The following is a 24,088-nucleotide window of genomic DNA, read 5'->3' on the forward strand; positions in this document are numbered from 1 at the left end:
TAGGGAGTTGCGAATGAGAGCGCTCGTCTACCACGGTCCCGGCCAGAAGTCCTGGGACGAGGTCCCCGATCCGCAGATCCTGCAGCCGACCGACGTCATCGTGAAGATGGACGCCACCACGATCTGCGGCACCGACCTGCACATCCTTTCCGGCGACGTACCCGCGGTGACACCCGGGCGCATCCTGGGCCACGAGGGCGTCGGCACCGTCACCGAGGTCGGCGACGCGGTCACCACGCTCGCCGTCGGCGACCAGGTGATCCTGGCCTGTGTCAGCGCGTGCGGCAAGTGTGACTACTGCAAGCAGGGCGTCTACTCCCACTGCCAGGGGGACGAGGGCGCGCCCGGAATCGGCTGGATCTTCGGTCACCTGATCGACGGAACCCAGGCCGAGTACGTCCGCGTGCCCTACGCCGAGAACTCCGTCTACAAGCTGCCCTCCACCGTGAGCCCGGAACAGGGCGTGATCCTCTCCGACATCCTGCCCACCGGTCACGAGATCGGCGTCCAGTACGGCCGCGTCAAAGCCGGTGACGTGGTGGCAGTCATCGGTGCCGGGCCCGTCGGTCTGGCGACGATCGCCACTGCTCGCCTCTACGGTCCGAGCCGCATCATCGCCGTCGACCTGGACGCGAACCGCGTCGAGGAGGCCCGCAAGTTCGGGGCCACCGACGGCGTCGTCTCCTCCGATCCCGCGTGGAAGGAGAAGATCCTGGCGATGACCGACGGCCTCGGCGTCGACGTCGCGATCGAGGCCGTGGGCATTCCGCAGACCTTTCAGATGTGCCTCGACGTCGTGCGGCCGGCCGGCACCGTGGCGAACGTCGGGGTGCACGGCAAGCCGGTCGAGCTGCCGCTGCAAGACCTGTGGATCAGCAACATCGCCATCGCGATGGGCCTGGTGAACACCGACACCCTCGGTACGCTGCTCAAGATGGTCGCCTCACGACAGCTCGATCCGGATGTGTTCATCAGCCACCGCTTCGATCTCGGTGACATCATGTCCGCCTACGAGACCTTCGAGAACGCCGCCGAGTCCAAGGCGCTCAAGGTGGTGCTGACCGCCGACTGACCGGGCCCGCAGCGACCGAATCCGTCGTTCAGGCGCCGGCGATGCCCAGATCCACCATGAGTTCAGCCGCGATCGCCTCGAGCGACGAGCGGATCCCGGACAGGTCGGCGACCTCCGGAACCAGGACGTCCAGCTGCGCCTCGAACAGCGTTCCGCCGGCCATGGGCGCCTCGCGGGTGCCCGTGGTCAGGCGCTCGATCGAGACGTCGTGCCGGCTCAGCGCCGCCGAGAGCTCCTGCACGATGCCGGCGCGATCGGTGCCGAGCACCTGGATCGTCAGCGGTGTCGCCTCGACACCGGAACCCGCAGTGCCGCCGGTGTGCACGGCTACTTCGAGCAGTCCGTCGAGCCCCGTCACCGCGGCGATCAGTCCGTCCGCCCGCGCTTCCGGCACCGCCACGACGACGATGCCCGCAAACTTGCCCGCCAGCTGCGCCAGCTGACTCTGTTCCCAGTTTCCGCCCTGCACCGCGACCACGTCGGCGAGCGCCGACACCAGTCCCGGCCGATCGTCCCCGATTACCGACAGCACCAGATTCCGCATGAGACCACGGTATCGGGCTCGAGCCTCGACCCGGGGAGGAAAGGCCGGGGAGGAGCGCAGTGGCATTCCACACCCGCACCGAACGCTCACTCGGCCGTCTGGTCTACCCTTGCTCTTATGACCGGACATGTCGCGCGCGGGAATCCCCGGCACGTGCATCCGCAACGGTGGTCGTTCCTTCTGCTGCTCGCGCTGCTGGCGCTCGCGCTGGGCACGTCGGCGCTGCCGTCTCCCCTCTATCCGATCTACGCCGAGCAGTGGGGCTTCAGTCCGCTGACCACCACCGTCATCTTCGCGGTCTACGCGATCGGCGCCCTGGTCGCGGCCCTCACCGTCGGACCGATCTCCGACGCGGTGGGCCGCAAGCCCGTGCTCATCACCGCCCTCGTGACGATCCTGATCGGCCTGGCGATCTTCCTGATCGCGACCCAGGTGTGGCAGTTACTGGTGGCTCGCCTGCTGCACGGCGCCGCGATCGGCGCCACGATCGTGGTCTCCGGTGCCGCCCTTCTCGACGTCCGACCGAACGACGGCGACCGGAACGGCGCGATCAGCGGCGCCTCACTGAATCTCGGCATCGCCGCGGCGGTGCTCGGTTCGGCCTGCGCGGCGCAGTGGTCGTCGTACCCGCTGCGCATGCCGTACGCGGTCATCATGGCCATCACGGTGGTGCTGCTGATCGGCGCCATCGCCCTGGTCGAGCCGCACACCGGCCGCACCGGCGGACGCGTCCGCATCGCCCGGCCGTCGGTCCCGCGTGAGGTGCGCACCGACTTCTGGTTCGCCGGCATCGGGATCTTCGCGTCGTGGTCGGTGCTCGGGGTGTTCCTGAGCCTCTATCCGGCGCTGACCCAGCAGGTCACCGGCCACCGGTCGGTGCTGTTCGTCGGCACGGTGATCGCTTCGATGGCCGTCGCCGCGTCCGGCGCCCAGTGGATCGCCGGGCGCTTCGAGGCGCGCGCCACCGCGATCATCGGCGACCTCGGTATGGTCGTGGCCCTGATCGGCGCGATCTTCGCGGTGCGCAGCGGCTCCACGGCGGCGGTGATCGTCGACGCACTGTTCCTCGGCGCGGTGTTCGGGCTGGCCTTCGGCGGATCTCTCCGGCACATCAGCGAGGTGGCGCCCGCCGATGCGCGCGGGCGGGTGATGAGCGCCTACTACCTGCTCGGCTACCTCGCTATGGGCATCCCGACGGTGATCGCCGGAGCGTTGGCCACCCGGTACGGCACCGCCGCGATCTTCCCATGGTTCGCCGGGGCGGTGGCGGCCGGATGCCTCGGCGCTGCGGCCATCGGCTTGTCCACCCGGCACCGTGCACGCGTCCGCGAAGAGACCGTCGACCTGCGACGAGACGCCGGGCGGACCTGACATCCCGTGGTCGGGGTCTGAGCCACGCGGGCACTCGCGACCGGGTGCCGGTCCAGACGACGGTGCCCGGCACCGTGAACTCGTTCTGGCCCCCTCGGCCGCGGGTGCCACTTCGAGACGACGGTGCCGAGCACCCCGGTCTCGGATCGCCGCTCGTGAGCGCCGGATCGCCGCGCCGACGATTCCGCATCCGGCCTGCCCCGGCACCGTCGGAGATCATGGACGTCGAACGCCGCTCGCCGCGGCGGATCGAGGAAGGACCCCGCTGTGATCGGCAACCCGCTCGAACAACTCACGCTCGACGACTTGCGCACCCGCACCAGCATGAAATGGCGGGCCTATCCCGCCGAGGTGCTTCCGCTCTGGGTGGCTGAGATGGACACTCTCCTGGCCGAGCCCGTCGCGGAGGCGCTGCAGAGCGCGGTTTCGCGCGGCGACACCGGATACCCCGGCCCCGGGCACGCCTACGCCGAGGCCCTGGCCGGATTCGCCGCCCGCCGCTGGCAGTGGACGGGGCTCGACGTCGCCCGCACCGCGATCGTTCCGGACGTGATGATGGGCATCGTCGAAGTGCTCAAGGTGCTCAGCGAGCCGGGAGACGTCGTGGTCGTGAACGCCCCCGTGTATCCACCGTTCTACGCGTTCGCGACCCATGCCGATCGCCGGGTGGCGGAGGCGCCGCTCGACGCACAGGGCCGCCTCGATCCGGAGACGCTGGAGGCCGCGTTCACCACAGCGACCGCCGCCGGCCGCGGCGCGGTGTTCCTGCTCTGCAACCCGCACAATCCGACCGGCGTGGTGCACACCGCAGACGAGTTGGCGGCGGTGGCCGCGCTCGCCCGCCGCCACCGGGTACGCGTGGTGGCCGATGAGATCCACGCTCCGCTGGTGCTGAACGGGACGTTCACGCCGTACCTGAGCGTGCCCGGTGCCGAGGACGCCTTCTCCCTGATGTCAGCGTCGAAGGCGTGGAATCTGGCCGGACTGAAGGCGGCGCTCGCCGTCGCCGGCCCCGAGGCGGCGGGCGATCTCGCGCGCATCCCCGAGGAGGTCTCACACGGCCCGAGCCACCTGGGCGTGCTGGCACACACCGCTGCATACGACGCCGGCGAGCCGTGGCTCGACGCCCTCCTGACCGGATTGCGTGCAAACCGGGAACTGCTCGGTCGGCTGCTCGCCGAGCACCTCCCCACGGTCGGCCACCGACCGGCCGAGGGTACCTACCTCGCCTGGCTGGACTGTCGGTCTCTCGATCTCGGCGAGGGCCGCGGCACCGTCGGCGACGTCCGCGAGATCGCGGGCCCGGCCCGGTTCTTCCGGCACGAGGCGAAAGTGGCGCTGAGTTCGGGTGACGCCTTCGGCACCGGGGGCGCCGGTCACGCCCGCCTCAACTTCGCCACGAGCCAGCGGATCCTCACCGAAGCCGTCGCCCGGATGGGCGCCGCCGTCAGAGACCGCGGCTAAGCCGTTCCTTTCGACACGCCCTCGCCTAGCGGCTCGGGCGGCTCAAGGAGCTGCAGGGGATGGCGCAAGGAGCTGCAGAGAACGTTCCCGCCTGGAAACGAGCGCGGGCGCGTGGGCCGATTTCGGAGTCGAAGCCCTCCGCACCAGGCGAACACCGAGCGCCCTCTGGAATCGTGCGAGCGGCCGGGCAGATTCCGGAATCGCAGCGCCCTCCGCACGACACGCGTCCAGTCTCGATCCCAGCGAGGGAATCTCGACGGAAGTCGCGTGGCGAGGACTAGCAAGATCCGAAATCTGCCGGCCGCAACGACGACGAAGCCAGGCGCGACGCCTCTACTTCGGAGGCATCCGGATCCCTCCGTCGACGCGGACCACCTCACCGTTCATGTACGAGTTGGTGATCAGCTCCTCGACCATCGAGGCGAGCTCGTCCGGCACGCCGAGGCGCTTGGGGAACAGCACGCTCTCGCCGAGCTTGGCCTTGAAGGCTTCCGATTCCGGACCGGAACCGTAGATCGGTGTGTCGATGAGGCCCGGGGCGATGGTGTTCAGGCGCACGCCGATGGCGGCGAGATCGCGGGCGACCGGCAGCGTCATGCCGACGACGCCGCCCTTCGACGACGAGTACGCGGCCTGACCGATCTGTCCGTCAAACGCGGCGACGGACGCCATGTTGACGATCGCGCCGCGCTCGTTCGACGGTCCCGGCTCGTTGCGCCCCATCGCGGTGGCGGCCAGCCGGGTCACGTCGAAGGTGCCGATCAGGTTGATGCCGATGACCTTCTTGTAGAGCTCGAGGTCGTGCGCGGACGAGAACTCCCCGTCGCGGCCGATGGTGCGCTGCGCCCAGCCCACGCCGGCGGAGTTGACGACGGCCTTGAGCGGTCCGAGCTCGAGAGCCTTCTCGATGGCCGCGATGATCTGATCGGTGTCGGTCACGTCTACCGGGACGAATGCGCCGCCGATCTCGTCGGCCAGGGCCTGGCCGTCGTCGGCTTTGAGGTCGGCGATGACGACCTTGGCGCCGCGGCCGGCGAGACGACGGGCAGAGGCCGCGCCGATGCCCGACGCTCCCCCGGTGACGATTGCACTTGCTCCATTGATGTCCATGCCCGCGAGCCTATCGTGCGGCGTGACGACCACCACAGGCCCTCCGGGTGTGATGCGTCGCACACCGAACGCTCGGTCGGGTCTGCGCTCAGCGGCAGCGGACGATCGGCTCCGGCGCGTACTTGACCGTCCGGGTGTGCCGCGACACCTCGGCCCCGGTCCGCGCGTCCCTGATGATGCGAGTGTTGGACGTAGTGAAACCCGGGCTGCCGCTGCTGGGGATGCAGTCGTCGCCGGCCGGGAGCTCGATGGTCTGCGGGCTGGTCGGCGCGGTCCGTTGCCCGGTCACCGACTCGACGTCGTACTGCTTCGTCCCCCACAGGCGGACCGTGATCGACGACGGCGACCACACCGTCTCGACGTACAAACCGCTGCGCAGGGTGTTCTTGAACTGCAGGTCGATGGAGCCCTCGAAGACGGTGGCTTCCCGCGCCTCGGGATACCGCGAGATGTAGTACGCGTGCTCGGTGTGCGTCACGTCCTCCAGTCCCGCGAAGTACGCCGCGTTGTACAGGGTTGTCGCGAACTGGGAGATCCCGCCGCCGATCGCCTTCGAAGCGTGCCCGTGGTCGATGATCGTCGAGCTCACGTACCCCTGCGCCGCGCCCCGCGGCCCGGTGTGCCCGTTGAGCGAGAACACCTCGCCGGGCAAGATCACCGCACCGTCCACCTGCTGAGCGACCAGCCGGATGTTCTCCCCCGAGGGGCCCGTGAAGTCGCCGGTCGTGAACTCCGCGACCACTTCACGCACTCCCAGTTTCCGGGCGCGCTCGGTGGTGATCTTGGGCTTCTTCGTCACGTACGCCACGTCGGCCCGGCGGTTCCGGTTCACCGATGCGGCGGCCAGCGCCTCCGCGGTGCCTGCCGCGTCGAGTTTGGCTCCGTCGGTCGCCGGCACCACGCGAGGGCGACCGCCGGAGATGCGGAACGACGCATCGACTGGAGCCGCCTCGGTCTCGGCCAGATCGCGGCCCAGCACAGCACGCAACGTCCGCTGCGCCACCGCAGGTTTGAGTCCGCCCGCACCGTCGGGCACAAAGGTCACCAGTGCGCCGAGCTGGTTCGGACTCACCGTGAGGGTCTGGCCGCGCCCCCGCAACCGCACAGTCGAGGCGGTCACCTGGCGAGCCGGGCCGTCCATCGTCGCCTGCACGGTCTCGGCGGACACGGTCGGATCGAACGGCTCCATCGCCAGCCTGACGGGTCCCCCGCCCAGCCACTGGGCCTTCAGCGTGGACTTGGCTGCTTCGCGGTCGATCCGCAGACCCGACGACGGCAGGTCCGCCACCGGGGTGGTGCCGTCGAAGTGCACGCCCCCCTCGACGGCCGCACGCTCGAGCACCTTGCGTTGGGCGTCGAGCTCTTCGTGGAAGGCCGCTTCGTCCAGGTGCACCACCGGCGCCACCTGATGCGCGAGCCCGAGCATGCCGGTCAGCCGCGTCCACGGGTTGCGCGGCTGTTCCAACAGCCGGTCGAGGGTCGCCTCGGCGTCGAAGGTGAGCCCGAGAGCGGCCGGATCGATCTCCGCCTGCCCGGATTCGGTGTGCACCACGACGGGCGCGGCCGCCGAGACCGAGAGCTTCGCCAGTGCCGCGCGCGCTTGTTCAGGGGTCAGCCCGCCGAGCGCGAACTCGGAGATCTGCGCCCCGCGAGCCGTCTTGCCACTGCTGACGACGAGATCGATCGCAAAGGCCAGGCCGCCGAGGAGGATCAGCACCAGCACGGTGCGGACGAACCAGACACGGGTGCCCGCGCGCGGAGGGCGGGATCCGCCGTGTCGGGGCGGGGCACTGGAAGATGTCACAACGGAATTCAATAGTAGTGAGTGATCGGGCGCACGCCGCGTACGGCGGGACCGGACGGCGACGCGCCGGCGGGGCGAGTTCCCGCACACATGAAAGCTCCGGCCGAACTGCCGGGTCGGGGGTCAGGCAGTGCAGCCGGAGCTATCCCTTATATAGCTGGGGCGCCAGGCGGCGTTACACCTTCGCCGGAGAAATTCTGGAGCTCTCCGTATTACCAGGTCAGGAACGTGAAACTCCGCCGCGGCCGGAGTCGGCCACGACGGAGTCGCGCCCCGGAGTCCGGGAATCGGCGTACCCGTCGACTCGGCGGTCAGCCTTCGATGATAGCGGTGACGCCCTGACCGCCCGCGGCGCAGATAGAGATCAGCGCCCGGCCGCCACCGTTCTCGCGGATCATCTTGGCGGTCTGGGCGACGATGCGGCCACCGGTCGCGGCGAACGGGTGACCGGCCGCCAGCGACGAGCCGCGCACGTTGAGCTTGCTGCGGTCGATCGCGCCCAGGGGCTTGTCCAGCCCGAGCCGCTCGGCGCAGTACTCCTCGGACTCCCAGGCAGCCAGGGTTGCCAGGACCACCGAGGCGAAGGCCTCGTGGATCTCGTAGAAGTCGAAGTCCTGCAGGGTGAGGCCGTTGCGCTCCAGCAGGCGGGGGACCGCGTAAGTCGGAGCCATGAGCAGGCCGTCCGGGCCGTTGACGTAGTCGACGGCGGCGGTCTCGGTGTCGACCAGGTACGCCTGTACGGGGAGGCTCTTGGCCTCGGCCCACTCGTCGCTGGCCAGCAGCACCGCCGACGCACCGTCGGTGAGCGGGGTGGAGTTGCCCGCGGTCATGGTGGCATCGCCCAGCGAGACGCCGAACACCGGCTTGAGCTTGGCCAGCTTCTCCACCGAGCTGTCGGCACGCAGGTTCTCGTCGCGGGTCAGGCCCTGGAAGGGCGTCACCAGATCGTCGAAGAAGCCGGCGTCGTAGGCCTTGGCCATGTTCTGGTGGCTCGCCGCAGCCAGCGCATCCTGGTCGGCCCGGGCGATGCCGAACTCCTTGGCGGTGATGGCGGCGTGCTCGCCCATCGACAGGCCGGTGCGCGGCTCGCCGTTCTGCGGAATCTCGATGCCCAGCTTGGTGACCAGCGCCAGGGCCGCCTTGATCCGGTCGGGCGTGGTGCGGGCGCGGTTCACCTCGAGCATCTGCAGGCGCATCTCCTCGGAGACTCCGATCGGGGCATCGGACGTGGTGTCCACGCCGCCGCCGATGCCGACGTCGTAGCGGCCGCGCGCGATGCCGTCGGCCACCGAGTTGATCGCCTGGAGGCCGGTGCCGCAGGCCTGCTGGAGATCGAACGCCGGGGTGTACGGCGAGAGCGAGGTGCCCAGGACGCTCTCGCGCACCAGGTTGAAGTCGCGCGAGTGCTTCAGCACGGCCCCGCCGACCACCATGCCGAGTTGCTCGCCCTGGAGGTTGAACCGGCTGACCAGGCCCTGCAGTGCGGCGGTGAACATCTCCTGGTTACCGACCTTCGCGTAGGCGCGGTCCTGGCGCGCGAACGGGATGCGGTTGCCGCCGAGGATGGCGACCGGCCGCGCCTGGCGGGTCTCCGGCTTGCGGGGGGTGTACGAGGCCATGGATCGACTCCTGCGTTGAACGTTCTCTTCGACTCTCCGACTCTATCGGGGAGTCCGGACTTGTCCCCTATTCTTACTATTGAGTAAGTTAGTTGTCGACCCAGGTACCTGCGTCGATCGACTGGACCGGCGTGGGAACTACCATTGACAGGACGCAAGAGCCTGTATGTTCCACACCTGCAAAGGAGACTGTCGTGGCCGGCAGCAACGATCTCTACTCTTCCTTCGTCAACTCGGGCCCGGGCGCGTTCATCGCCAGCAAGGTCGGGCTCCCGCAGCCCCCCTCGCTGCGCCGCTACTCGTCGTCTCGGCCTCCGCTGGGCGGTCCGGTCCTGCTGGGCGGCTTCGGCCGCCTCGTCGAGCCGGTGCGCGAGATCCTCAGCGCCGCCGGCGCCGGGAGCGAAGCGAGCGGGCCGCAGAGCACCGGCGCCGGGAGCGAAGCGAGCGGGCCGCAGAACACCGGTGATTACGACATCGTGACCAACAACACCACCGGTCGCAGCGCCGACAAGCTCGGCGCCGCGGTCTTCGACGCGACCGGGATCAGCGACGCCGCCGCTCTGGCGCAGCTCTACGAGTTCTTCACCCCGGTGATGCGCTCGCTGGGCAATTCCGCCCGCATCGTGGTCCTCGGCACCACCCCCGAGCTCGCCGCATCGCCGGACGAGCAGGTCGCCCAACGCGCCCTGGAAGGCTTCACCCGGTCGATCGCCAAGGAATTGCGCGACGGCGCCACGGCACAACTGGTCTACGTGCACCCGAAGGCCAAGACCGGGGTGAGCGGCCTCGAGTCGACTCTGCGCTTCCTGCTGTCGGGCAAGTCGGCCTACGTCGACGGCCAGGTGATCCGGGTCGGCGCGGCGAACGCGACCACGGTGGACAGCTGGGACAAGCCGCTGGCCGGCAAGGTCGCCCTGGTCACCGGCGCCGCCCGCGGCATCGGCGCCACCATCGCCGAGGTCCTTGCGCGCGACGGCGCCCACGTGATCGCCGCCGACATCCCGGCCGCCGGCGAGGCGCTCAGCGAGACCGCCAACAAGATCGGCGGCACCGCGCTGCCGCTGGACGTCACCGCCGACGACGCCGGCGCGAAGATCGCCGAGCACGTCACCGAGCGCCACGGCGGGCTCGACATCATCGTCAACAATGCCGGCATCACCCGGGACAAGCTGCTGGCCAACATGGATGACGGCCGCTGGAACTCGGTGATCGCGGTCAACCTGATCGCGCCGCAGACCCTGGTGAACGAGCTCGTCGCCCGCAAGGCGCTGCGCAAGGGCGGCGCGGTGATCGACGTCTCGTCGATCGCCGGGATCGCCGGCAACCGCGGCCAGACCAACTACGGCGCCTCCAAGGCCGGCGTGATCGGCCTGGTCGATGCTTACGCGCCGATCCTCGCCAAGGAGGGCATCACCATCAACGCGGTCGCGCCGGGCTTCATCGAGACCGCGATGACCGCGGCCATCCCGCTCGCCACCCGCGAGGTGGGTCGCCGGATGAACTCGCTGCAGCAGGGCGGTCAGACGGTCGACGTCGCCGAGACGGTGGCCTACTTCGCGAGCCCTGCGAGCAACGCCGTGACCGGGAACGTCGTGCGCGTATGCGGCCAGAGCCTGCTGGGTGCCTGATGACCAAGACCGTCACCCTCACCGGACTGCCGTCCGCATCGACGCAATACCCCAAGGCCGTGGGCGCCATGCTCCCCGTCTTCGGCAAGCCCTCGCGCGTGGCCGCCGACGCGCAGGTGCCCGACACCGTCTACCGGATCGAGAACCTCCGCGTCGACCGTGACCGCCTCCGGGAGTACTGCCGCACCACCGGGACCCAGTTCGGCGCCGACCTGCCGCTGACCTACCTGTTCGTGCTGCAGTTCCCGCTGGCGATGGAGCTCATGGTGTCCGCGGAGTTCCCGTTCGCAGCGGTCGGCTCGGTGCACGCCGAAAACCGCATCGAGCGGTTCCGCCGGATCGGCGTCGACGAGCCGCTGACCATCGCGACGCGCGCGGAGAACCTGCGTGAGCATCGCAAGGGCATGCTGGTCGACGTCATCTCGGAGTTCTACGTCGGCCGCGAACTGGTGGCCGTGCAGACCGGCACCTTCCTGAAGCAGCAGCGGACCAGCCTGTCCGACGAGCCGCGTGGCCCCGCACCGAAGGAAACGGCACCGCCGCCCCCCGATCGCGTAGTGTCCGTCGACCTAGGCCTGATCCGTCGGTACGCGGCCGCGTCCGGCGACCGCAATCCGATCCACATGGCGGACCTGTCGGCCAGACTGTTCGGCTTCAGCCGGGCCATCGCGCACGGGATGTGGAGCGCGGCCACCGCGATCGCCAATCTGGAGGCCCAGCTGCCGGGCGGGGTCGTGTACACGGTGCGTTTCGGCAAGCCGATCCTGCTCCCGGCCAAGGTGAACCTCTACACGGCGAAGAACGACGACGGCGGTTACACCGTCTCGATCCTCAACCGGAAGAAGGGCTACCCGCACCTGACGGGCACTCTCACCCCGCGCGGCTGAGGCCGGGACGACCGAGCCCCCAGACGGCGATCGAGCGGAGTCGAGCTCTCGACTCCGCTCGATCAGCGGGAACAGGCTCGATCACCGAATCCGCTCGACCGTCGAACGGGCTCGAACGGTCAGCTCTCCTCGCTGACGCCCACGCCGCGCAGGCCGCGCCACGCGATGCCGAGCAGCAGATCGGTCGCGGCGTCGAAGTCGACGTCGCCCTCGGAGATGCGATCGGCCACGGCCTCGGCGGCGCCCACCAGCGCGACTGCCGTCAGTTCGAAGTCCACCTCCGACGCGCTCTCCACGGTGGTGCCCTGCCGGATCAGCTCGGTGATCATCTCGGTGATCTGGGTGCGCGCCTGAGTCACCACATTCGAGAAGCCGGCGCTGCCGCTGGCGACGCGGTAGATCACCCGCCACGACTCGGCGTTGCTGTGCACGTAGCTGAGGAACTCCCGGACCAGGATCCGCGCCTGCTCGCGCTGCCGCAGAGACGGATCGAAGCCGGCGCTCATCGCGTCGATGAAGCGACCGGACTCGCGGCTGATGCAGGCCGAGAACAGCTCATCCTTGGAGCCGTAGTACAGGTAGAGCATCGGCTTGGAGATCTCGGCGCGCGCCGCGATCGCGTCCATCGAGGTGTCGCTGTATCCGCTTTCGGAGAACTCCGCGATCGCCGCATCGAGCATCTGCTGTTCGCGCACGGCCCTCGGCAGGCGCTTGGTTCCGGCCATACCGGAAAACTTACCATCGGGTAAGTTTTCGCAGGTCCGGACGTCCGGGATCCATGCCGATCCGTCGAAATGTCAGCAGTCCAGCACCCCTTTGGCGCGCAGAATCCGCACCACCGAGGCATCGACCCGATCACGCCGGAGCTTTCCGGACTTCACCGCGGCTTCGAGGGTGTTGAGAACCTTACTCACCGCGTCGGTCGACAGCCACAGGCCGATGTCCAAACCGGCCTGGAAGGCGCGCAGCACCGCCCGGTCGATCGAGTACTTGTCGGTGATGGCCTTCATCCCGGAGAGGTCGTCGGAGAAGATCACTCCGTCGAAGGGCGGGGCGTCGTACCCGGTCCCCGTGCGCAACAGGTTGATCGCGCGCGGACTGATGCTGGCTGGGGTGTCCGGTGCGGTGAGGCCGGGCACGATCAGGTGCCCCATCATCACTCCCGCATCGCCCGGGTTCTTGAGCAAGGTCCGGTACGGCGCCAGGTCGGTGTTCTTCAGCTCCGACAGCGGCGGCGTGCGGACCGCACCGGTGTGCGAGTCGCCGGAGGAGTGGCCGTGGCCTGGGAAGTGCTTGTAGACCGGCATGATCCCCGCGTCTTGCAGGCCCCGCGCGAACGCGCCCGCGTACTCGGCCACCACCTTCGGGTCCGCCGAATAGGAGCGGTCGCCGATCACCGCGTCATCGTTCTGGGACGAGACGTCGACCACCGGCGCGTAGTCGACGGTGATGCCGAGCTTCGCCATCGCCTCGCCGGCCTGGCGCGCCTGCGCGCGTACCTGGGCCGGCGTCGCACCGGCCGCGACCTCGCGTGCCGACGGCAGGTCGATTCCGAGCGAAGACAGGCGCGCGACCCGACCGCCCTCCTGATCCACCGACACCATCAGCGGCACATCCGCCGATTCGGCGATCTTCTTCGCCGACCCGTCGGTCAGCATCGACAGGTCGGTCCAGCTTCCGATGAAGATGCCGCCGACCTGCTCGTCGGCGACCACCTGCCGTGCATCGGCGGCGCCGGTCACTCCCACGACGAGGCGCTGGGCAAGCTTCTGCCGCAAGGTGAGCCTCGCCAGTTCGGGTGCACCACAGCCGGCCGGCGCCGGTTCCGAACTGGATACGGCCACCGACGACGACGGGGAGGAGACCACCGGCGACGACGCCGGCGACGCCTGCTCCGCGTCCGTGCCGCAGCTCACCAGGAGAGCCGCGCCGATCGCCGCACTGAACAGTCGGACGGCGCCACGCCGGAATCCGGCGACTCCCGAGGTTCTATGCATGAGCGAATGGTAGCTTGGTGCTCATGATGCGTGACCGACTGATCTATGGCGCTGTCGCCGCCGCGGCTGGCCTGATCGTGGGTGTGGGCGCGATTTTCCTGGCCGGCTCGCTGGCCGCCGAGAATTCGCCCGCCACCGACGTGAACAGCTTCAACGCCGAGAACGGCTTTGTTGAGGGCTCCGTGCAGTACGGCACCCGCAGCGGAGACGCCGGCTCACAGCACTGAGCCTGCGCTCCGCCCCGCAGCGATCGCCGATGGCCGACCGGCTGCTCACGCGGCGAGACGTCTCGGTAGTCGCACTCCTCGCGCTCCTCTTCTCGTTCTGGCAAGCGCCCGGGCGGATCGCACCGGACACCAAGCTCGATCTCACCGCTGACCCGGTCGGCTTTCTGGCGCGCGCCGCGCACCTCTGGTCCCCGGACGCCCCGATGGGGCAGGTGCAGAACCAGGCCTACGGCTACTTCTTTCCGCACGGCGCATTCTTCGCGCTGGGCGATCTGCTCGCCCTGCCCGGCTGGGTGACCCAGCGGCTCTGGTGGGCACTGCTCCTGACGATCGGCTTCGTGGGTCTGGTCCGGCTGGCCGAAGCGCTCCGGATCGGTTCGTTTGCGTCTCGGCTGCTCGCCGCCGCCGTCTTCGCGACCTCGCCGCGAGTCCTCACCACTCTCGGCAGCATCTCCTCGGAGACGCTGCCGCTGATGCTGGCTCCCTGGGTGCTGGTGCCGATGGTCCGAGCGTTGGACGCCACGGAGCCCACCGAGCGACCGCTGTGGCAGGAGGCCTTCCGATCGGCGTGCGCCGTGGCGCTGATGGGTGCGGTGAACGCCGTCGCCACCGCCGCCGCCGCCGGTGTCGCCGTGGCCTGGTGGCTGTTCGGACTGCTCCGCCGAGAGACCGACCGCGCACGATCGGGGCGCCGTTTGATCTTCGGCGCCTGGTGGGCGCTCGGACTCGCGCTCGCGTGCCTGTGGTGGTTGGTTCCGTTGCTGTTGATGTCCCGGCTGTCGCCGCCGTTTCTGGACTTCATCGAGTCGGCCCGAGTGACGACGGAGTGGAGCTCGCTGACCGAGGTGTTGCGCGGGACCAGTTCGTGGACGCCGTTCGTCTCGTCCGAACGCGCCGCAGGCGCGGTGTTGGTCTCCGAACCCGCCGCCGTGGTGGCGACCGGGATCCTGGCCGCCGCCGGGCTCGCCGGACTCGCGATGCGGCGGATGCCGCACCGGCGGCGGCTGATCGCACTGCTGCTCATCGGGCTGCTGGTGATGTGCCTGGGCTACCCCGGCTCATTGGGATCTCCGATCGCCGAGAACTACCGGGCGTTCCTGGACGGCGCCGGTGCGCCGCTCCGGAATCTGCACAAGTTCGACGCCTTCGTCCGCATTCCGATCGCCCTCGGGATCGCCCATCTCCTCGCACGGGTGACCGTCACCGTGCCGTCGTCGCGGACGGCCACGGATCCACGCCCTCCCGCGAAGTACTCGGTGCGCGCGCAGCAAGGTCTCGCGGCGGCCCTGGTGGTCGTGGTCGCGGCGATCTCGGCGGGCACGCTGGCCTGGACCGGCGGCATCGCCCCGCCGGGCAGCTACCGCGCGATACCCGGCTACTGGCAGGAGACGGCCGACTGGCTGGCCGACCAGGAACGCGACTCGCCGGCCCCGGCCCGGGCGCTGGTGGTGCCCGGCGCACCGTTCGCCGACCAGCTCTGGGGGCTGACGCGCGACGAACCACTGCAACCCACGGCGCGCACGCCGTGGGCGGTGCGGGACGCCATCCCCCTCACGCCGCCCGGCGCGATCCGGGCGATGGACGCGGTCCAGCGTGACCTCGCCGCCGGCCGCGGGTCGCCCGGTCTCGCCCCCACGCTGGCCGCGCAGGGTGTCGGTTACCTGGTGCTGCGTGCCGATCTCGATCCGACCACCTCACGATCGGCGCGGCCCCTGCTCGTCGCCCAGGCACTGCGCGATTCCCCCGGTATCAGCCGCGCCGCCACCTTCGGACCGCCTACCGCGCCGCCCGCGCAAGAAGGCTTCGTCGTGGACAACGGCCTGCGTCCGGAGATGCCCGCGGTCACCGTGTACCGCGTCGATGCCGCGACCGGCGGCACCGGCCCACGGCTCACACCGCTCGACGAGATGCCGAGAGTGGCCGGCGGCGCCGAGTCGATCCTCGCGGTCAACATCGCGCGAGCCAGGGCCGGGTTGCCGCCGCTGGGGCCGTCGTTGCTGGCCGGCGATGCGGAGCGCGCAGGCCTTGGCCGCGGCCCCGGGCTGATCGTCACCGACACCCCGGCGAACCGGGAGACCGACTTCGGGCGGGTCGACGACCACTCCTCCGCGATCCGATCACCGGGCGACCCGCGCCTCACCAAGAACGACGTCGCCGACTATCCGGTCGAAGGTCAGCCGCTGGTCGAGGCGCAGTGGCTGCTCGACGAGGAACCCGACCGGGTCGACGTGCGCACCAGCGGCTCGGCGGCGGATGCCACGCAACCGGGACGAACCTCGCCCGGGTCGTCCGCCGCGGCGGCCTTCGACGGCGATCCGGACACCGCATGGGTCAGCCGCAGTCTCGACTCGGCCGTCGGGCAGTGGCTGGCGATCGAGTTCGACGAGCCGGTCGCGAACCTCGCGCTGACTGTGACCACCGCGCAGGCCCTCGGTGCGGATGTGAGCACCGTGCTGGTGAGCACCGATGCCGGCAGCACCGTCGCCCACGGACTCGAACCCGGCCAGCCCACCCGGATCATCGCACCGTCGGCGCCCACTCGGCGAGTGGAGATCCGGGCGATCGAGACCGAGAACGGTTCGGGCGGCAACCAATTCGCACTCGCCGAGGTGGAACTGTCCGACGCAGCCACCGGGCAGACGATCAGTCTCCGCCAGCGCGTGCTGCTCCCGGAGACCGGCGGCCCGGTCCTGGGCTGGTACCTCGGGCCCGAGCTGCGGGAACGTGCCGACTGCGTCGTCGACGCCCAGGGCCGGGTTCGCTGCGCGGCCGCCCTCGGACTCGCCTCCGAGACGCCGGGCGTCTTCAGCCGGGCGCTGTGGGTACCGGACGAGACGGCGGTGACGCCGTCGGTGGTCCTGCGTCCGGTGCCGGGCGCGGCCCTGAACCGGCTGCTGGCCGGGTCCGGCCGGATCTGGGCCGAGGGGCCGTCCGCGGTGACCGATGTCCGCGGCAACGCGTCCGCCGCCGTCGACGGTGACCCGGCCACCGCCTGGATCGCACCCGAGCCGACCGACTCGAAGTCCCGCCGACCGACATTGACCGTGCATCTGCCGCGGACCACCGAGGTGACCGGCCTGCGGCTGCGCCGCGCCGACGGCTACCCGGCCGCACCGGAGAAGGTGAGTGTGGACCTCGGCGACGGGCCGCAGCGCGTCGACGTCGGCCGCGACGGCGACGTAGCCCTGAACCCTGCTCGCACCCGGACCGTGAAGATCACCGTCACCGACACCGAGGACCTCCTGGACACCAACGACCTCGGCTTCACCACGCGGGCGCCCGTCGGGCTCAGCGAGGTGCAGGTGATCGGGCCGCGCGGCCCGGTCGACTCGGCGTCGTTCGATCCCGACCGACCGGTGGTGATCGGCTGTGACACCGACCCGGCGGGCGACTACGGCCTCGGCCTGACGGCGTCCGGCCGGCTGATCCGACTGCAGGTGAAGACCACCGCGGGCGCGCTGCGCGACCGCGAACCGGTGCTGGCCACCCCGTGCCCCGGCCCACAGCTCCGGCTGCCGGAGGGCCGCCAGGAGGTGGCGGTCAATCCCGGGCAGGCGTTCGCCGTCGACGCCCTGGAACTGATCGCCCCACCCCGGCCGACGCCGCCGGTCACCGCGTCGCCCCCGATTCAGGAGTGGACCGCGACGCAGCGCAGCGTGGTGGTGAAGCCCGGCGGCACACCGCGGGTCCTGTCGGTACCGGAGAGCACCAACCCGGGATGGCGGGCCACCCTGAACGGCGAGGTCCTGGAGCCGGTGACGGTCGACGGATGGCAGCAGGGGTGGGTGATCCCGGCGGGCGCCGGGGGCACCGTGGCCCTGACCTATCCTCTCGACGGACCGTACCGGTGGACCCTCGCCCTCGGGCTCGCGCTGGTCGCGGTCTTGTTCACGGCAGCCTGCCTGCCGCTGCGACGCCGGGCCGGGCCCGGCCGCCACCGCGCGGATCAACACGGGGTCGATCCAGACACGGCCGATCGCCCGGCCACCCTGACGCGCGCCGTCGGGTTCGTCGCCGCGGTGTCCGGAGTGGGCGCCCTGTGGCTGCTGGGCGGCTGGTTTGGTCTGCTCATCGGCGCCGCAACCGGTGCTGCGACGTGGTGGTTCGCGCGTGCGGGCCGGGTGATCGCCGTGTTCACTGCGATGGCGGCCGCCACGTTGCTCCTCGCGGCGGGACCGTGGCACTCGGGGATGCCCTACACCGGCTACGACGCGTCCACGCAGGGGGCCGCACTGGCTGCGCTCGGATTGCTGCTCGCGACGGCGATCCTGCCGCTGCGACGACCGCACGATCCGCCGCACGCGCCGGACTGAATCGGACCGGGTCGGCACGGTGACGGCCCGACAGACCGGAACCCCGAGTAGTGACCGGCAGCACACGGTACGCTTCGGTCACGCTGTGCCCACGGGACACTGTGCCCACCAACGAGGAAGTCACCATGTCGCGAGTCAAGACGGCCGTCGTCACCGGATGCGTCGCCGCGGTCGCCGCCACCCTGGCGGCGGCGCCGGCCCAGGCAGCCCCGCAGGGGGCCGTGGACGTCGGCCCGACCATCGGCTGGTCCTCCAACGATGCGGGCACCGGGTGCTCGTACAGCATGACCGTCCAGGTGAACTCGTCGGGGATGGTCAGCTTCTACGAACGCAAGAACGCCAAGACCAAGCCGATCTTCCTCGGTCGCGCGGCCGCCGACGGAGGTCTCGCCGCCGTCACCTGGTGGCCCAAGCGAACCGGCAAGCGACAGTTGTACGCCGTGCAGAACGGTGAGCGCTCCAAGGTCACGCGGATCACCGTCACCCGGGGCATCGGCTCCGGCGGCTGGTGCTTCGCCGGCCCCCGCTGAGCCGCCCCCGGCCACCGACCCCTTGAGCTCCGCCAGCTCCTTCGGCCCGTCCACCAGCCCCTTGAGCTTGTCGAAAGAACCCCCACGTTTTCGACTCGCCTCGTACCTCGGCGGCTCAACGAGCTGACAACCCGGCCCTGCCAACCCCTCGAGCCCGCCCACCAGCCCCTCGAGCCCGTCGAAAGAACCCCCGCGTTTCGACTCGCCTCGTACCTCGGCGGCTCAACGAGCAGACAACCCCGCCCTGCCAACCCCTCGAGCCCGCCCACCAGCCCCTCGAGCCCGTCGAAAGAACCCCACGTTTCGACTCGCCTCGTACCTCGGCGGCTCAACGAGCAGACAACCCCGCCCTGCCAACCCCTCGAGCCCGCCCACCAGCCCCTCGAGCCCGTCGAAAGAACCCCACGTTTCGACTCGCCTCGTACCTCGGCGGCTCAACGAGCAGACAACCCCGCCCTGCCAACCCCTCGAGCCCGCCCACCAGCCCCTCGAGCCCGTCGAAAGAACCCCACGTTTCGACTCGCCTCGTACCTCGGCGGCTCAACGAGCTGACGACCCGGCCCTGCCAACCCCTTCAGCCCGTCCACCAGCCCCTTGAGCTTGTCGAAAGGTCTGACGACGTCGCTCCCAGCCGTTGAGAGCCCGGCGGCAGGGGTCCTCGAGGAAGGCGTAACTGGCTGCCGAGACGCCGAGGGTCAGCACCACCGTCAGGAGCCACACGGTGACGAACTGCCCGTTGAACGCAGGAATCCCGAACAGGCCGAAGACGCAGGTGAGCACCGCCAGATGCCAGATGAAGATGCCGTAGCTCCACCAGCCCATCATCGTCATCGGCACTGAGTTCAGGAACCGGAACGGTCCCGCCGAACACACCAGCGGGGCCAGCACCGCATAGGCGGCGACCGCCCCGAAGACCATCTTGCCCACGTACTGCCAGTTGTTCAGGTCGCCGAGGCCCACCGGCCCGCCCAGCGGCGTGCACGCCAGCCCGTAGAAGACCACCGCGACGCCGAGCATGAGCGGCCGGTTGGCGGACAGTCCCGCGGCCCGCCGCACCAGTGGAGACGGCTCCGCGTCGCCGGCGAGCTCGACTGTCGCCGTGAGCTCGGCCAGAATCAGCCCGGCCAGAAACCAGGGCAGGTGCCCGAAGACCCAGTTCTTGCCCTCGACGCCCTCGGGCAGCCCGACCGCGGTCACCACCCACGCCCAGCCGAGACTGAGCACGCCGAGGGCGAACAGCAGCGGGATCCGCAGCCGCGCCCGCGGACCGCGGAGGACGGCCAACGCGAACCCGATCACCGGCAGCAGCAGGTAGAAGGTCACCTCCACCGAGAGACTCCACATCTGGGTCAGGCCCGGTGCCAGGGTCAACGGGAAAAAGACCTGGGTGAGCGTCAGATTCGCGAGCCAGACCTCCAGGGAGGCGCCGCGCGCCTGCGGGAGCAGCAGGAACACCGCGACGACGGCGACGGTGTACGCCGGCCAGATACGGACGAAGCGGTGGCGCAGGTAGCGCATCACCGGCGGTTCGGGAATGTCCGGGTGACGCGCCGCGGCCGCCCACGGCCGCCACAGCAGGAAGCCCGACAACGCGAAAAAGAGGGCCACCGCCAGGTCCAGGCGACCCAGAATCGGACCGAGCACCGGCCATTCGACGGCCCGGGTCTGGAACGCCACGTGGGTGGTGAGCACGCCGACCGCCGCAACCGCGCGCATGCCTTCCAATTGTGGAAAGTAGCGGCGGTAGGTAGGAGCGAGCGTCTCGGTGGTGGTCATCTCGCCCGCCAGCGTAGTCCGCACAGCCCACCCAGTAGGGTCGTGGTATGCCCGACCAGCGACCGCGCCTGTCCACGCGCGACCTGATCGGCCCGGTTCTGGTGTTCTTCGGCGCTCTGCTGGTGGCCGTGGCCTTCGCGATCGGTCCGCTGGTCGCCGACGGCCTGCGCAAGGTGCCGCTGAGCGTCGATCAGACCTGGGTGTCCGACGGCGCGGACGGCGCCCGCGCGCTGGACCGCTGTTCGCTGCAGGCTCCGCAGGCCCGCGTGGTCGAGGCGAGGATCCAGCAGCAGCGCCGGGTCGTGGCGGTCCGGCCCGCCGACGCCGACGTCGTGACCTTGCAGGCCGGCACTGCGCTCGGCATCGACGAGTACCTGATCGACGGACGACCCGTGGACACCGAGGACGCCTGCGACGAGACGACGATCACCGCGATGGTCGACCGCGTGACGCTGAACCGCCGGACCGCCTCGCCCACCGGCAACTCCGAGGTGCAATACGACGACGAACGCGCCGCCACGGTGATCGACGACCGCCGCGGCTACACCTATCTGCTTCCGTTCGGCTTCGATGCGGATCGTGCCGAGTACTTCGATCCGGTCACCCGGCAGGCCCTGCCGATGACGCCGACCGGTTCGGAGACCATGGGCGGCCGCGACGTGACCCGCTTCTCGGTGACCGTGCCGCTGACCGACCTCGGCGCGGCGGAGCAGGATCCGCGCGCAGTCATCACCAAGCCTGCCCGCTGGTTCGGCCGCTTCCCCGGCGTCGGCCCGACCGACGAACTGACGGCAACCCTGCAGCATCGCGCCCAGCGGGAGCTGTTCGTCGACACCGCGACCGGGGTGCTGGTGGCCGAGCGCGCCGAGATCTCCGAAGTCTTCCGCTTCACTCCCGACCTGCGGGAGCGGAATCGGGCGCTCGCCGACTTCGCCCTGACCAACCTGGAGGTCACCCTGTCCCCGGACCGGCAGACCGTCCGGGAATCGTCGGAGTACGCCTCGAGCCGCGCCTGGCCGGTCACCGTCACCACCCGGGTGGTCCCGGTCGTGGCAGGCGTGCTGGGAGCGGTCCTGCTGGTGATCGGCGGCTGGGTCCTGGTCCGGTCCGGCCGGCGCACGCAGCCGCCGGACGCCGACTCGTCCGGATCCGGAGCCGATGAGGACGCACCCGACCCCGAGCGGCCGCGCGGCGCTCCGCCGGCGACCCCGACCGGTCCGCGCACCGATTGATCGCGCCGGCCGATCGCACCTCCCGAACCGGGAAGGCACCCGGCGAATCCGAGACACGGGGGCCCGGCACCCCGGCTTCGCTCAGCACCGTCAGCTGTGGATGCCAGATCGAGGTTGCGGTGCCGGGCACCCGTTTCTCGACCCGGTCACCGCGAGTCAGCTGTCCTGCGGTGCTCCGCCGGTGAGTGCGATCCACCGATAGGTGACGACGACCGACACCGCCGCGCAGACCGCGGCGATCACCGCGAGCGACAGGACCGAGTCGGCGAGGGTCAGAATCAGCACCACCTCGATCAGCAGCACCACCGATGCCGGCAGGCCGCCCCGGGAGCGATCGCGGGCGATCGCCGCCAGCAGCAGCAGCTGCAGCACGGCGAGCATCGCGCCGGTGAGCGCGAACAGCCACAGCAGACCTGCGATCGGGCGGTAGTCCGCCGAGACCACGACGGGCACCAGCGGTCCGGCCGCAGCCGCGGCCGCCGTCACCGCGGCGCCGATTCCGGCCAGTACGCGGGACGCCGACCGCAGCGCCGCAGTCGAGCGCAGCGGATCGGCCAGACGCGGGTACACGACGACGCCGACGGCTTGCGGAAGCCAGAACGCCGCCTTGGTCGCGACTGCTCCGAGCGCGTAGACACCCGCGTCGGCGGCGCTCAGCACCGTGCGCGAGAGCAGCAGATCGATCGAGACGGCCACGATGATCACCAACTGCACACCCGACGCCCACAGCACCGACGTCGCCGACACTCGACCGCGGCCCGCCGAATCCGGCGCCGCACCTCCCGCTTGGTCCGGAACGCCGCTTCGCCCGACCCGTGACCACCCGCCGGACGCGACCACCCCGACGGCGAGCGCCGCCGCCGCCGTGCCGACGGTTCCGGCCGCCAGGGCCGCGGCCGGTCCGCCGCCGAGCAGCACGGCGACGATCACCGGCACGCTGCGCAGGACACCGACGCCGGCGAGGACGCCGCCGAGCAATCCGAATCGGCCGTCTCCCTGAATGAACCCCTGGCCTCCGGCGATCACCGCGAGCGGAGCGGCGCCGGCCATCGCCGCGAACGCGGGACCGGCGCCGGTGTCGGCGATCGCCATCATCGCGAATGCGGCGCCCACCGAGGCCACCGCGACGATCACCGTGACCACCGCGATCAACCGCCACAGCCTTCGACGGTCGCTTCCACGGACCAGTTCGCGAGCGACCACACTCTGCAGAGCCAGGGCCGGGACCGCCATCACCAGCATCGCCGCGAGCAGCACGGCGAACTCGCCGTATCCGGCCGGGCCGAGGATCCGGCTGGCCGGCACCTGCACGACGTAGGCGAGGAGATTGGCCACCAATGAGCCTGCGGTCACGACTCCGAGGGAACGGACCGTCGAACGCCCACTCCCGCCGTCGACCGCTGTCATGCGGACAATACTGCCCGGTCCCGGTCTCCCCGCCGCAATCCGGAGTCGCCGAACGACTGCGAACCGCACTCGTCGGCGGCCCGTATAGACTGCTAACGGCCTGTTATCGGCCACGGCGCCTGCCCGTCGGCGGACGTCGAGCAGCAGTGACCACGGAAGACAGCAGGCGACAGACTCGATGTACGACACCGATTCCCCCACCGAGATCGATCCCAGCGACATCGGCTCCCGGATCGATCCGGTGCTGGCGCGGAGTTGGCTGCTCGTCAACGGCGCGCAACCCGAACGCTTCGAGCACGCCTCGCATTCGCGCGCCGACATCGTCGTCTTCGACATCGAGGATGCCGTGGCCCCGAAGGACAAGGACTCCGCGCGCGAGAACGTGGTCCGCTGGATGAACGACGGTCACTCGGACTGGGTCCGGATCAACGGCTTCGGCACGCCCTGGTGGGCGGCGGACATCGACGCTCTCGCCAAGACCTCGCTCGGCGGGATCATGCTGGCGATGGTGGAGTCGGTCGACCACGTCACCGAGACCGCACGACGCCTCCCCGACGTCCCGATCGTCGCCTTGGTCGAGACCGCTCGCGGTCTGGAGCGCATCACCGAGATCGCCGCAGCCAAGGGCACCTTCCGGCTGGCCTTCGGCATCGGCGACTTCCGCCGCGACACCGGTTTCGGGGAGAATCCCAGCACGCTGGCCTACGCCCGGTCCCGCTTCACCATCGCGGCCAAGGCCGCGAACCTCCCGTCGGCGATCGACGGCCCGACGGTCGGCTCCAGCGCATTGAAGCTCAGCGAGGCCGCGGCCGTCAGCGCCGAGTTCGGCATGACGGGCAAGATCTGCCTGACGCCGGACCAGTGCGCCACCGTCAACGAGGGTCTGTCCCCGTCCCAGGACGAGATCAGCTGGGCGCGGGAGTTCTTCGCCGAGTTCGAGGCCGCCGGCGGCGAGATCCGCAACGGTTCGGACCTGCCGCGCATCGCGCGGGCGACCAAGATCCTGGACCTGGCGCGGTCGTACGGGATCACGTCGAGCGAGTACGACGACGACCACCGTCCTCCGCCGACCGACACCTTCCACTACTGAGGCCCCTGGCACGGCCG

At 70.3% G+C, this 24,088-nt stretch carries 18 protein-coding genes; 10 read left to right on the forward strand and 8 right to left on the reverse strand.

Features of this window, described 5'->3' with window-relative positions:
- Nucleotides 1-13 precede the first annotated feature (13 nt).
- The gene (locus C6V83_RS00355) at nt 14-1,072 is read left to right on the forward strand and encodes a zinc-dependent alcohol dehydrogenase family protein (RefSeq protein WP_105940713.1); all 1,059 of its coding nucleotides are present in this window, start codon (nt 14-16) and stop codon (nt 1,070-1,072) included.
- A gap of 28 nt (nt 1,073-1,100) precedes the next feature.
- Here the strand turns inward: C6V83_RS00355 and C6V83_RS00360 are convergent, their stop codons facing one another.
- The gene (locus tag C6V83_RS00360; RefSeq protein WP_105940714.1) at nt 1,101-1,616 is read right to left on the reverse strand and encodes a glycine cleavage system protein R; all 516 of its coding nucleotides are present in this window, start codon (nt 1,614-1,616) and stop codon (nt 1,101-1,103) included.
- A 117-nt stretch (nt 1,617-1,733) separates the two neighbouring features.
- On the opposite strand from C6V83_RS00360, the gene C6V83_RS00365 reads away from it, so the two are divergent.
- Together C6V83_RS00365 and C6V83_RS00370 are read left to right on the forward strand one after the other, a co-directional pair.
- The gene (locus tag C6V83_RS00365) at nt 1,734-2,987 is read left to right on the forward strand and encodes an MFS transporter (RefSeq protein ID WP_105940715.1); all 1,254 of its coding nucleotides are present in this window, start codon (nt 1,734-1,736) and stop codon (nt 2,985-2,987) included.
- A 267-nt stretch (nt 2,988-3,254) separates the two neighbouring features.
- Nucleotides 3,255-4,451, forward strand: coding sequence for a MalY/PatB family protein (locus C6V83_RS00370; protein ID WP_199832554.1), 1,197 nt, complete (start codon nt 3,255-3,257; stop codon nt 4,449-4,451).
- 333 nt (nt 4,452-4,784) lie between these two features.
- On the opposite strand, the gene C6V83_RS00375 is transcribed toward C6V83_RS00370, so the two are convergent.
- The 3 genes from C6V83_RS00375 to C6V83_RS00385 all read right to left on the reverse strand — a co-directional run bounded on the left by C6V83_RS00375 (nt 4,785) and on the right by C6V83_RS00385 (nt 8,984).
- A complete protein-coding gene (locus C6V83_RS00375; RefSeq protein ID WP_105940716.1) occupies nt 4,785-5,561 on the reverse strand; it encodes an SDR family NAD(P)-dependent oxidoreductase in 777 nt (258 codons plus the stop codon).
- An 88-nt stretch (nt 5,562-5,649) separates the two neighbouring features.
- Entirely contained in the window at nt 5,650-7,365 is a 1,716-nt protein-coding gene (locus C6V83_RS00380) for a VanW family protein (protein WP_407646216.1), read from the reverse strand.
- A gap of 311 nt (nt 7,366-7,676) precedes the next feature.
- Nucleotides 7,677-8,984 (reverse strand): acetyl-CoA C-acetyltransferase, encoded by a 1,308-nt coding sequence (locus C6V83_RS00385; protein ID WP_105940718.1) that lies wholly within the window; start codon nt 8,982-8,984, stop codon nt 7,677-7,679.
- 194 nt (nt 8,985-9,178) lie between these two features.
- On the opposite strand from C6V83_RS00385, the gene C6V83_RS00390 reads away from it, so the two are divergent.
- Nucleotides 9,179-10,612 carry a 3-oxoacyl-ACP reductase gene (locus C6V83_RS00390; RefSeq protein WP_105940719.1) on the forward strand — a complete coding sequence of 478 codons (1,434 nt, stop codon included), beginning with the start codon at nt 9,179-9,181 and terminating at the stop codon, nt 10,610-10,612.
- Complete coding sequence (locus C6V83_RS00395) at nt 10,612-11,499, forward strand: MaoC/PaaZ C-terminal domain-containing protein (RefSeq protein WP_105940720.1); 888 nt, start codon at nt 10,612-10,614, stop codon at nt 11,497-11,499. Before C6V83_RS00390 ends, C6V83_RS00395 begins: the two co-directional genes overlap by 1 nt.
- A 119-nt stretch (nt 11,500-11,618) precedes the next feature.
- Here C6V83_RS00395 and C6V83_RS00400 read toward each other — a convergent pair whose 3' ends face one another.
- Both C6V83_RS00400 and C6V83_RS00405 read right to left on the reverse strand, forming a co-directional pair.
- Entirely contained in the window at nt 11,619-12,224 is a 606-nt protein-coding gene (locus C6V83_RS00400) for a TetR/AcrR family transcriptional regulator (RefSeq protein WP_105940721.1), read from the reverse strand.
- A 72-nt stretch (nt 12,225-12,296) separates the two neighbouring features.
- On the reverse strand, nt 12,297-13,496 hold the full coding sequence (locus C6V83_RS00405; protein ID WP_105940722.1) for a glycoside hydrolase family 3 N-terminal domain-containing protein: 1,200 nt from the start codon (nt 13,494-13,496) through the stop codon (nt 12,297-12,299).
- A gap of 23 nt (nt 13,497-13,519) precedes the next feature.
- Between C6V83_RS00405 and C6V83_RS00410 the strand changes: the two genes are divergently transcribed.
- The 3 genes from C6V83_RS00410 (at nt 13,520) to C6V83_RS00420 (ending at nt 18,566) form a co-directional block, all read left to right on the forward strand.
- Nucleotides 13,520-13,723, forward strand: coding sequence for a DUF2613 domain-containing protein (locus tag C6V83_RS00410; RefSeq protein ID WP_105940723.1), 204 nt, complete (start codon nt 13,520-13,522; stop codon nt 13,721-13,723).
- A 29-nt stretch (nt 13,724-13,752) separates the two neighbouring features.
- Nucleotides 13,753-18,036 carry an alpha-(1->3)-arabinofuranosyltransferase domain-containing protein gene (locus C6V83_RS00415; protein WP_105940724.1) on the forward strand — a complete coding sequence of 1,428 codons (4,284 nt, stop codon included), beginning with the start codon at nt 13,753-13,755 and terminating at the stop codon, nt 18,034-18,036.
- A gap of 125 nt (nt 18,037-18,161) precedes the next feature.
- Nucleotides 18,162-18,566, forward strand: a complete 405-nt coding sequence (locus C6V83_RS00420) for a hypothetical protein (protein WP_199832555.1) — start codon at nt 18,162-18,164, stop codon at nt 18,564-18,566.
- A gap of 540 nt (nt 18,567-19,106) precedes the next feature.
- Here the strand turns inward: C6V83_RS00420 and C6V83_RS00425 are convergent.
- Nucleotides 19,107-20,342, reverse strand: coding sequence for an acyltransferase family protein (locus tag C6V83_RS00425; RefSeq protein ID WP_105940725.1), 1,236 nt, complete (start codon nt 20,340-20,342; stop codon nt 19,107-19,109).
- A 47-nt stretch (nt 20,343-20,389) separates the two neighbouring features.
- On the opposite strand from C6V83_RS00425, the gene C6V83_RS00430 reads away from it, so the two are divergent.
- On the forward strand, nt 20,390-21,574 hold the full coding sequence (locus C6V83_RS00430; RefSeq protein ID WP_105940726.1) for a DUF3068 domain-containing protein: 1,185 nt from the start codon (nt 20,390-20,392) through the stop codon (nt 21,572-21,574).
- Nucleotides 21,575-21,730: 156 nt separating this feature from the next.
- Here C6V83_RS00430 and C6V83_RS00435 read toward each other — a convergent pair whose 3' ends face one another.
- The gene (locus C6V83_RS00435; protein WP_105940727.1) at nt 21,731-22,981 is read right to left on the reverse strand and encodes a polysaccharide biosynthesis protein; all 1,251 of its coding nucleotides are present in this window, start codon (nt 22,979-22,981) and stop codon (nt 21,731-21,733) included.
- A gap of 178 nt (nt 22,982-23,159) precedes the next feature.
- On the opposite strand from C6V83_RS00435, the gene C6V83_RS00440 reads away from it, so the two are divergent.
- The gene (locus C6V83_RS00440; protein ID WP_105940728.1) at nt 23,160-24,071 is read left to right on the forward strand and encodes an HpcH/HpaI aldolase/citrate lyase family protein; all 912 of its coding nucleotides are present in this window, start codon (nt 23,160-23,162) and stop codon (nt 24,069-24,071) included.
- Nucleotides 24,072-24,088 lie beyond the last annotated feature (17 nt).

The organism is Gordonia iterans, assembly GCF_002993285.1.
In the GTDB taxonomy this organism is placed as follows: Bacteria; Actinomycetota; Actinomycetes; order Mycobacteriales; family Mycobacteriaceae; genus Gordonia; species Gordonia iterans.

Excerpts from the sequence above, each read along its gene's own strand:
- C6V83_RS00365 (WP_105940715.1), top strand. The coding sequence starts at position 1,734 with ATGACCGGACATGTCGCGCGCGGGAATCCCCGGCACGTGCATCCGCAA.
- C6V83_RS00395 (WP_105940720.1), top strand. The coding sequence starts at position 10,612 with ATGACCAAGACCGTCACCCTCACCGGACTGCCGTCCGCATCGACGCAA.
- C6V83_RS00430 (WP_105940726.1), top strand. The coding sequence starts at position 20,390 with ATGCCCGACCAGCGACCGCGCCTGTCCACGCGCGACCTGATCGGCCCG.
- C6V83_RS00420 (WP_199832555.1), top strand. The coding sequence starts at position 18,162 with ATGTCGCGAGTCAAGACGGCCGTCGTCACCGGATGCGTCGCCGCGGTC.
- C6V83_RS00425 (WP_105940725.1), bottom strand. The coding sequence starts at position 20,342 with ATGACCACCACCGAGACGCTCGCTCCTACCTACCGCCGCTACTTTCCA.
- C6V83_RS00440 (WP_105940728.1), top strand. The coding sequence starts at position 23,160 with ATGTACGACACCGATTCCCCCACCGAGATCGATCCCAGCGACATCGGC.
- C6V83_RS00355 (WP_105940713.1), top strand. The coding sequence starts at position 14 with ATGAGAGCGCTCGTCTACCACGGTCCCGGCCAGAAGTCCTGGGACGAG.
- C6V83_RS00375 (WP_105940716.1), bottom strand. The coding sequence starts at position 5,561 with ATGGACATCAATGGAGCAAGTGCAATCGTCACCGGGGGAGCGTCGGGC.
- C6V83_RS00400 (WP_105940721.1), bottom strand. The coding sequence starts at position 12,224 with ATGGCCGGAACCAAGCGCCTGCCGAGGGCCGTGCGCGAACAGCAGATG.
- C6V83_RS00410 (WP_105940723.1), top strand. The coding sequence starts at position 13,520 with ATGATGCGTGACCGACTGATCTATGGCGCTGTCGCCGCCGCGGCTGGC.
- C6V83_RS00360 (WP_105940714.1), bottom strand. The coding sequence starts at position 1,616 with ATGCGGAATCTGGTGCTGTCGGTAATCGGGGACGATCGGCCGGGACTG.
- C6V83_RS00415 (WP_105940724.1), top strand. The coding sequence starts at position 13,753 with ATGGCCGACCGGCTGCTCACGCGGCGAGACGTCTCGGTAGTCGCACTC.
- C6V83_RS00405 (WP_105940722.1), bottom strand. The coding sequence starts at position 13,496 with ATGCATAGAACCTCGGGAGTCGCCGGATTCCGGCGTGGCGCCGTCCGA.
- C6V83_RS00385 (WP_105940718.1), bottom strand. The coding sequence starts at position 8,984 with ATGGCCTCGTACACCCCCCGCAAGCCGGAGACCCGCCAGGCGCGGCCG.
- C6V83_RS00435 (WP_105940727.1), bottom strand. The coding sequence starts at position 22,981 with ATGACAGCGGTCGACGGCGGGAGTGGGCGTTCGACGGTCCGTTCCCTC.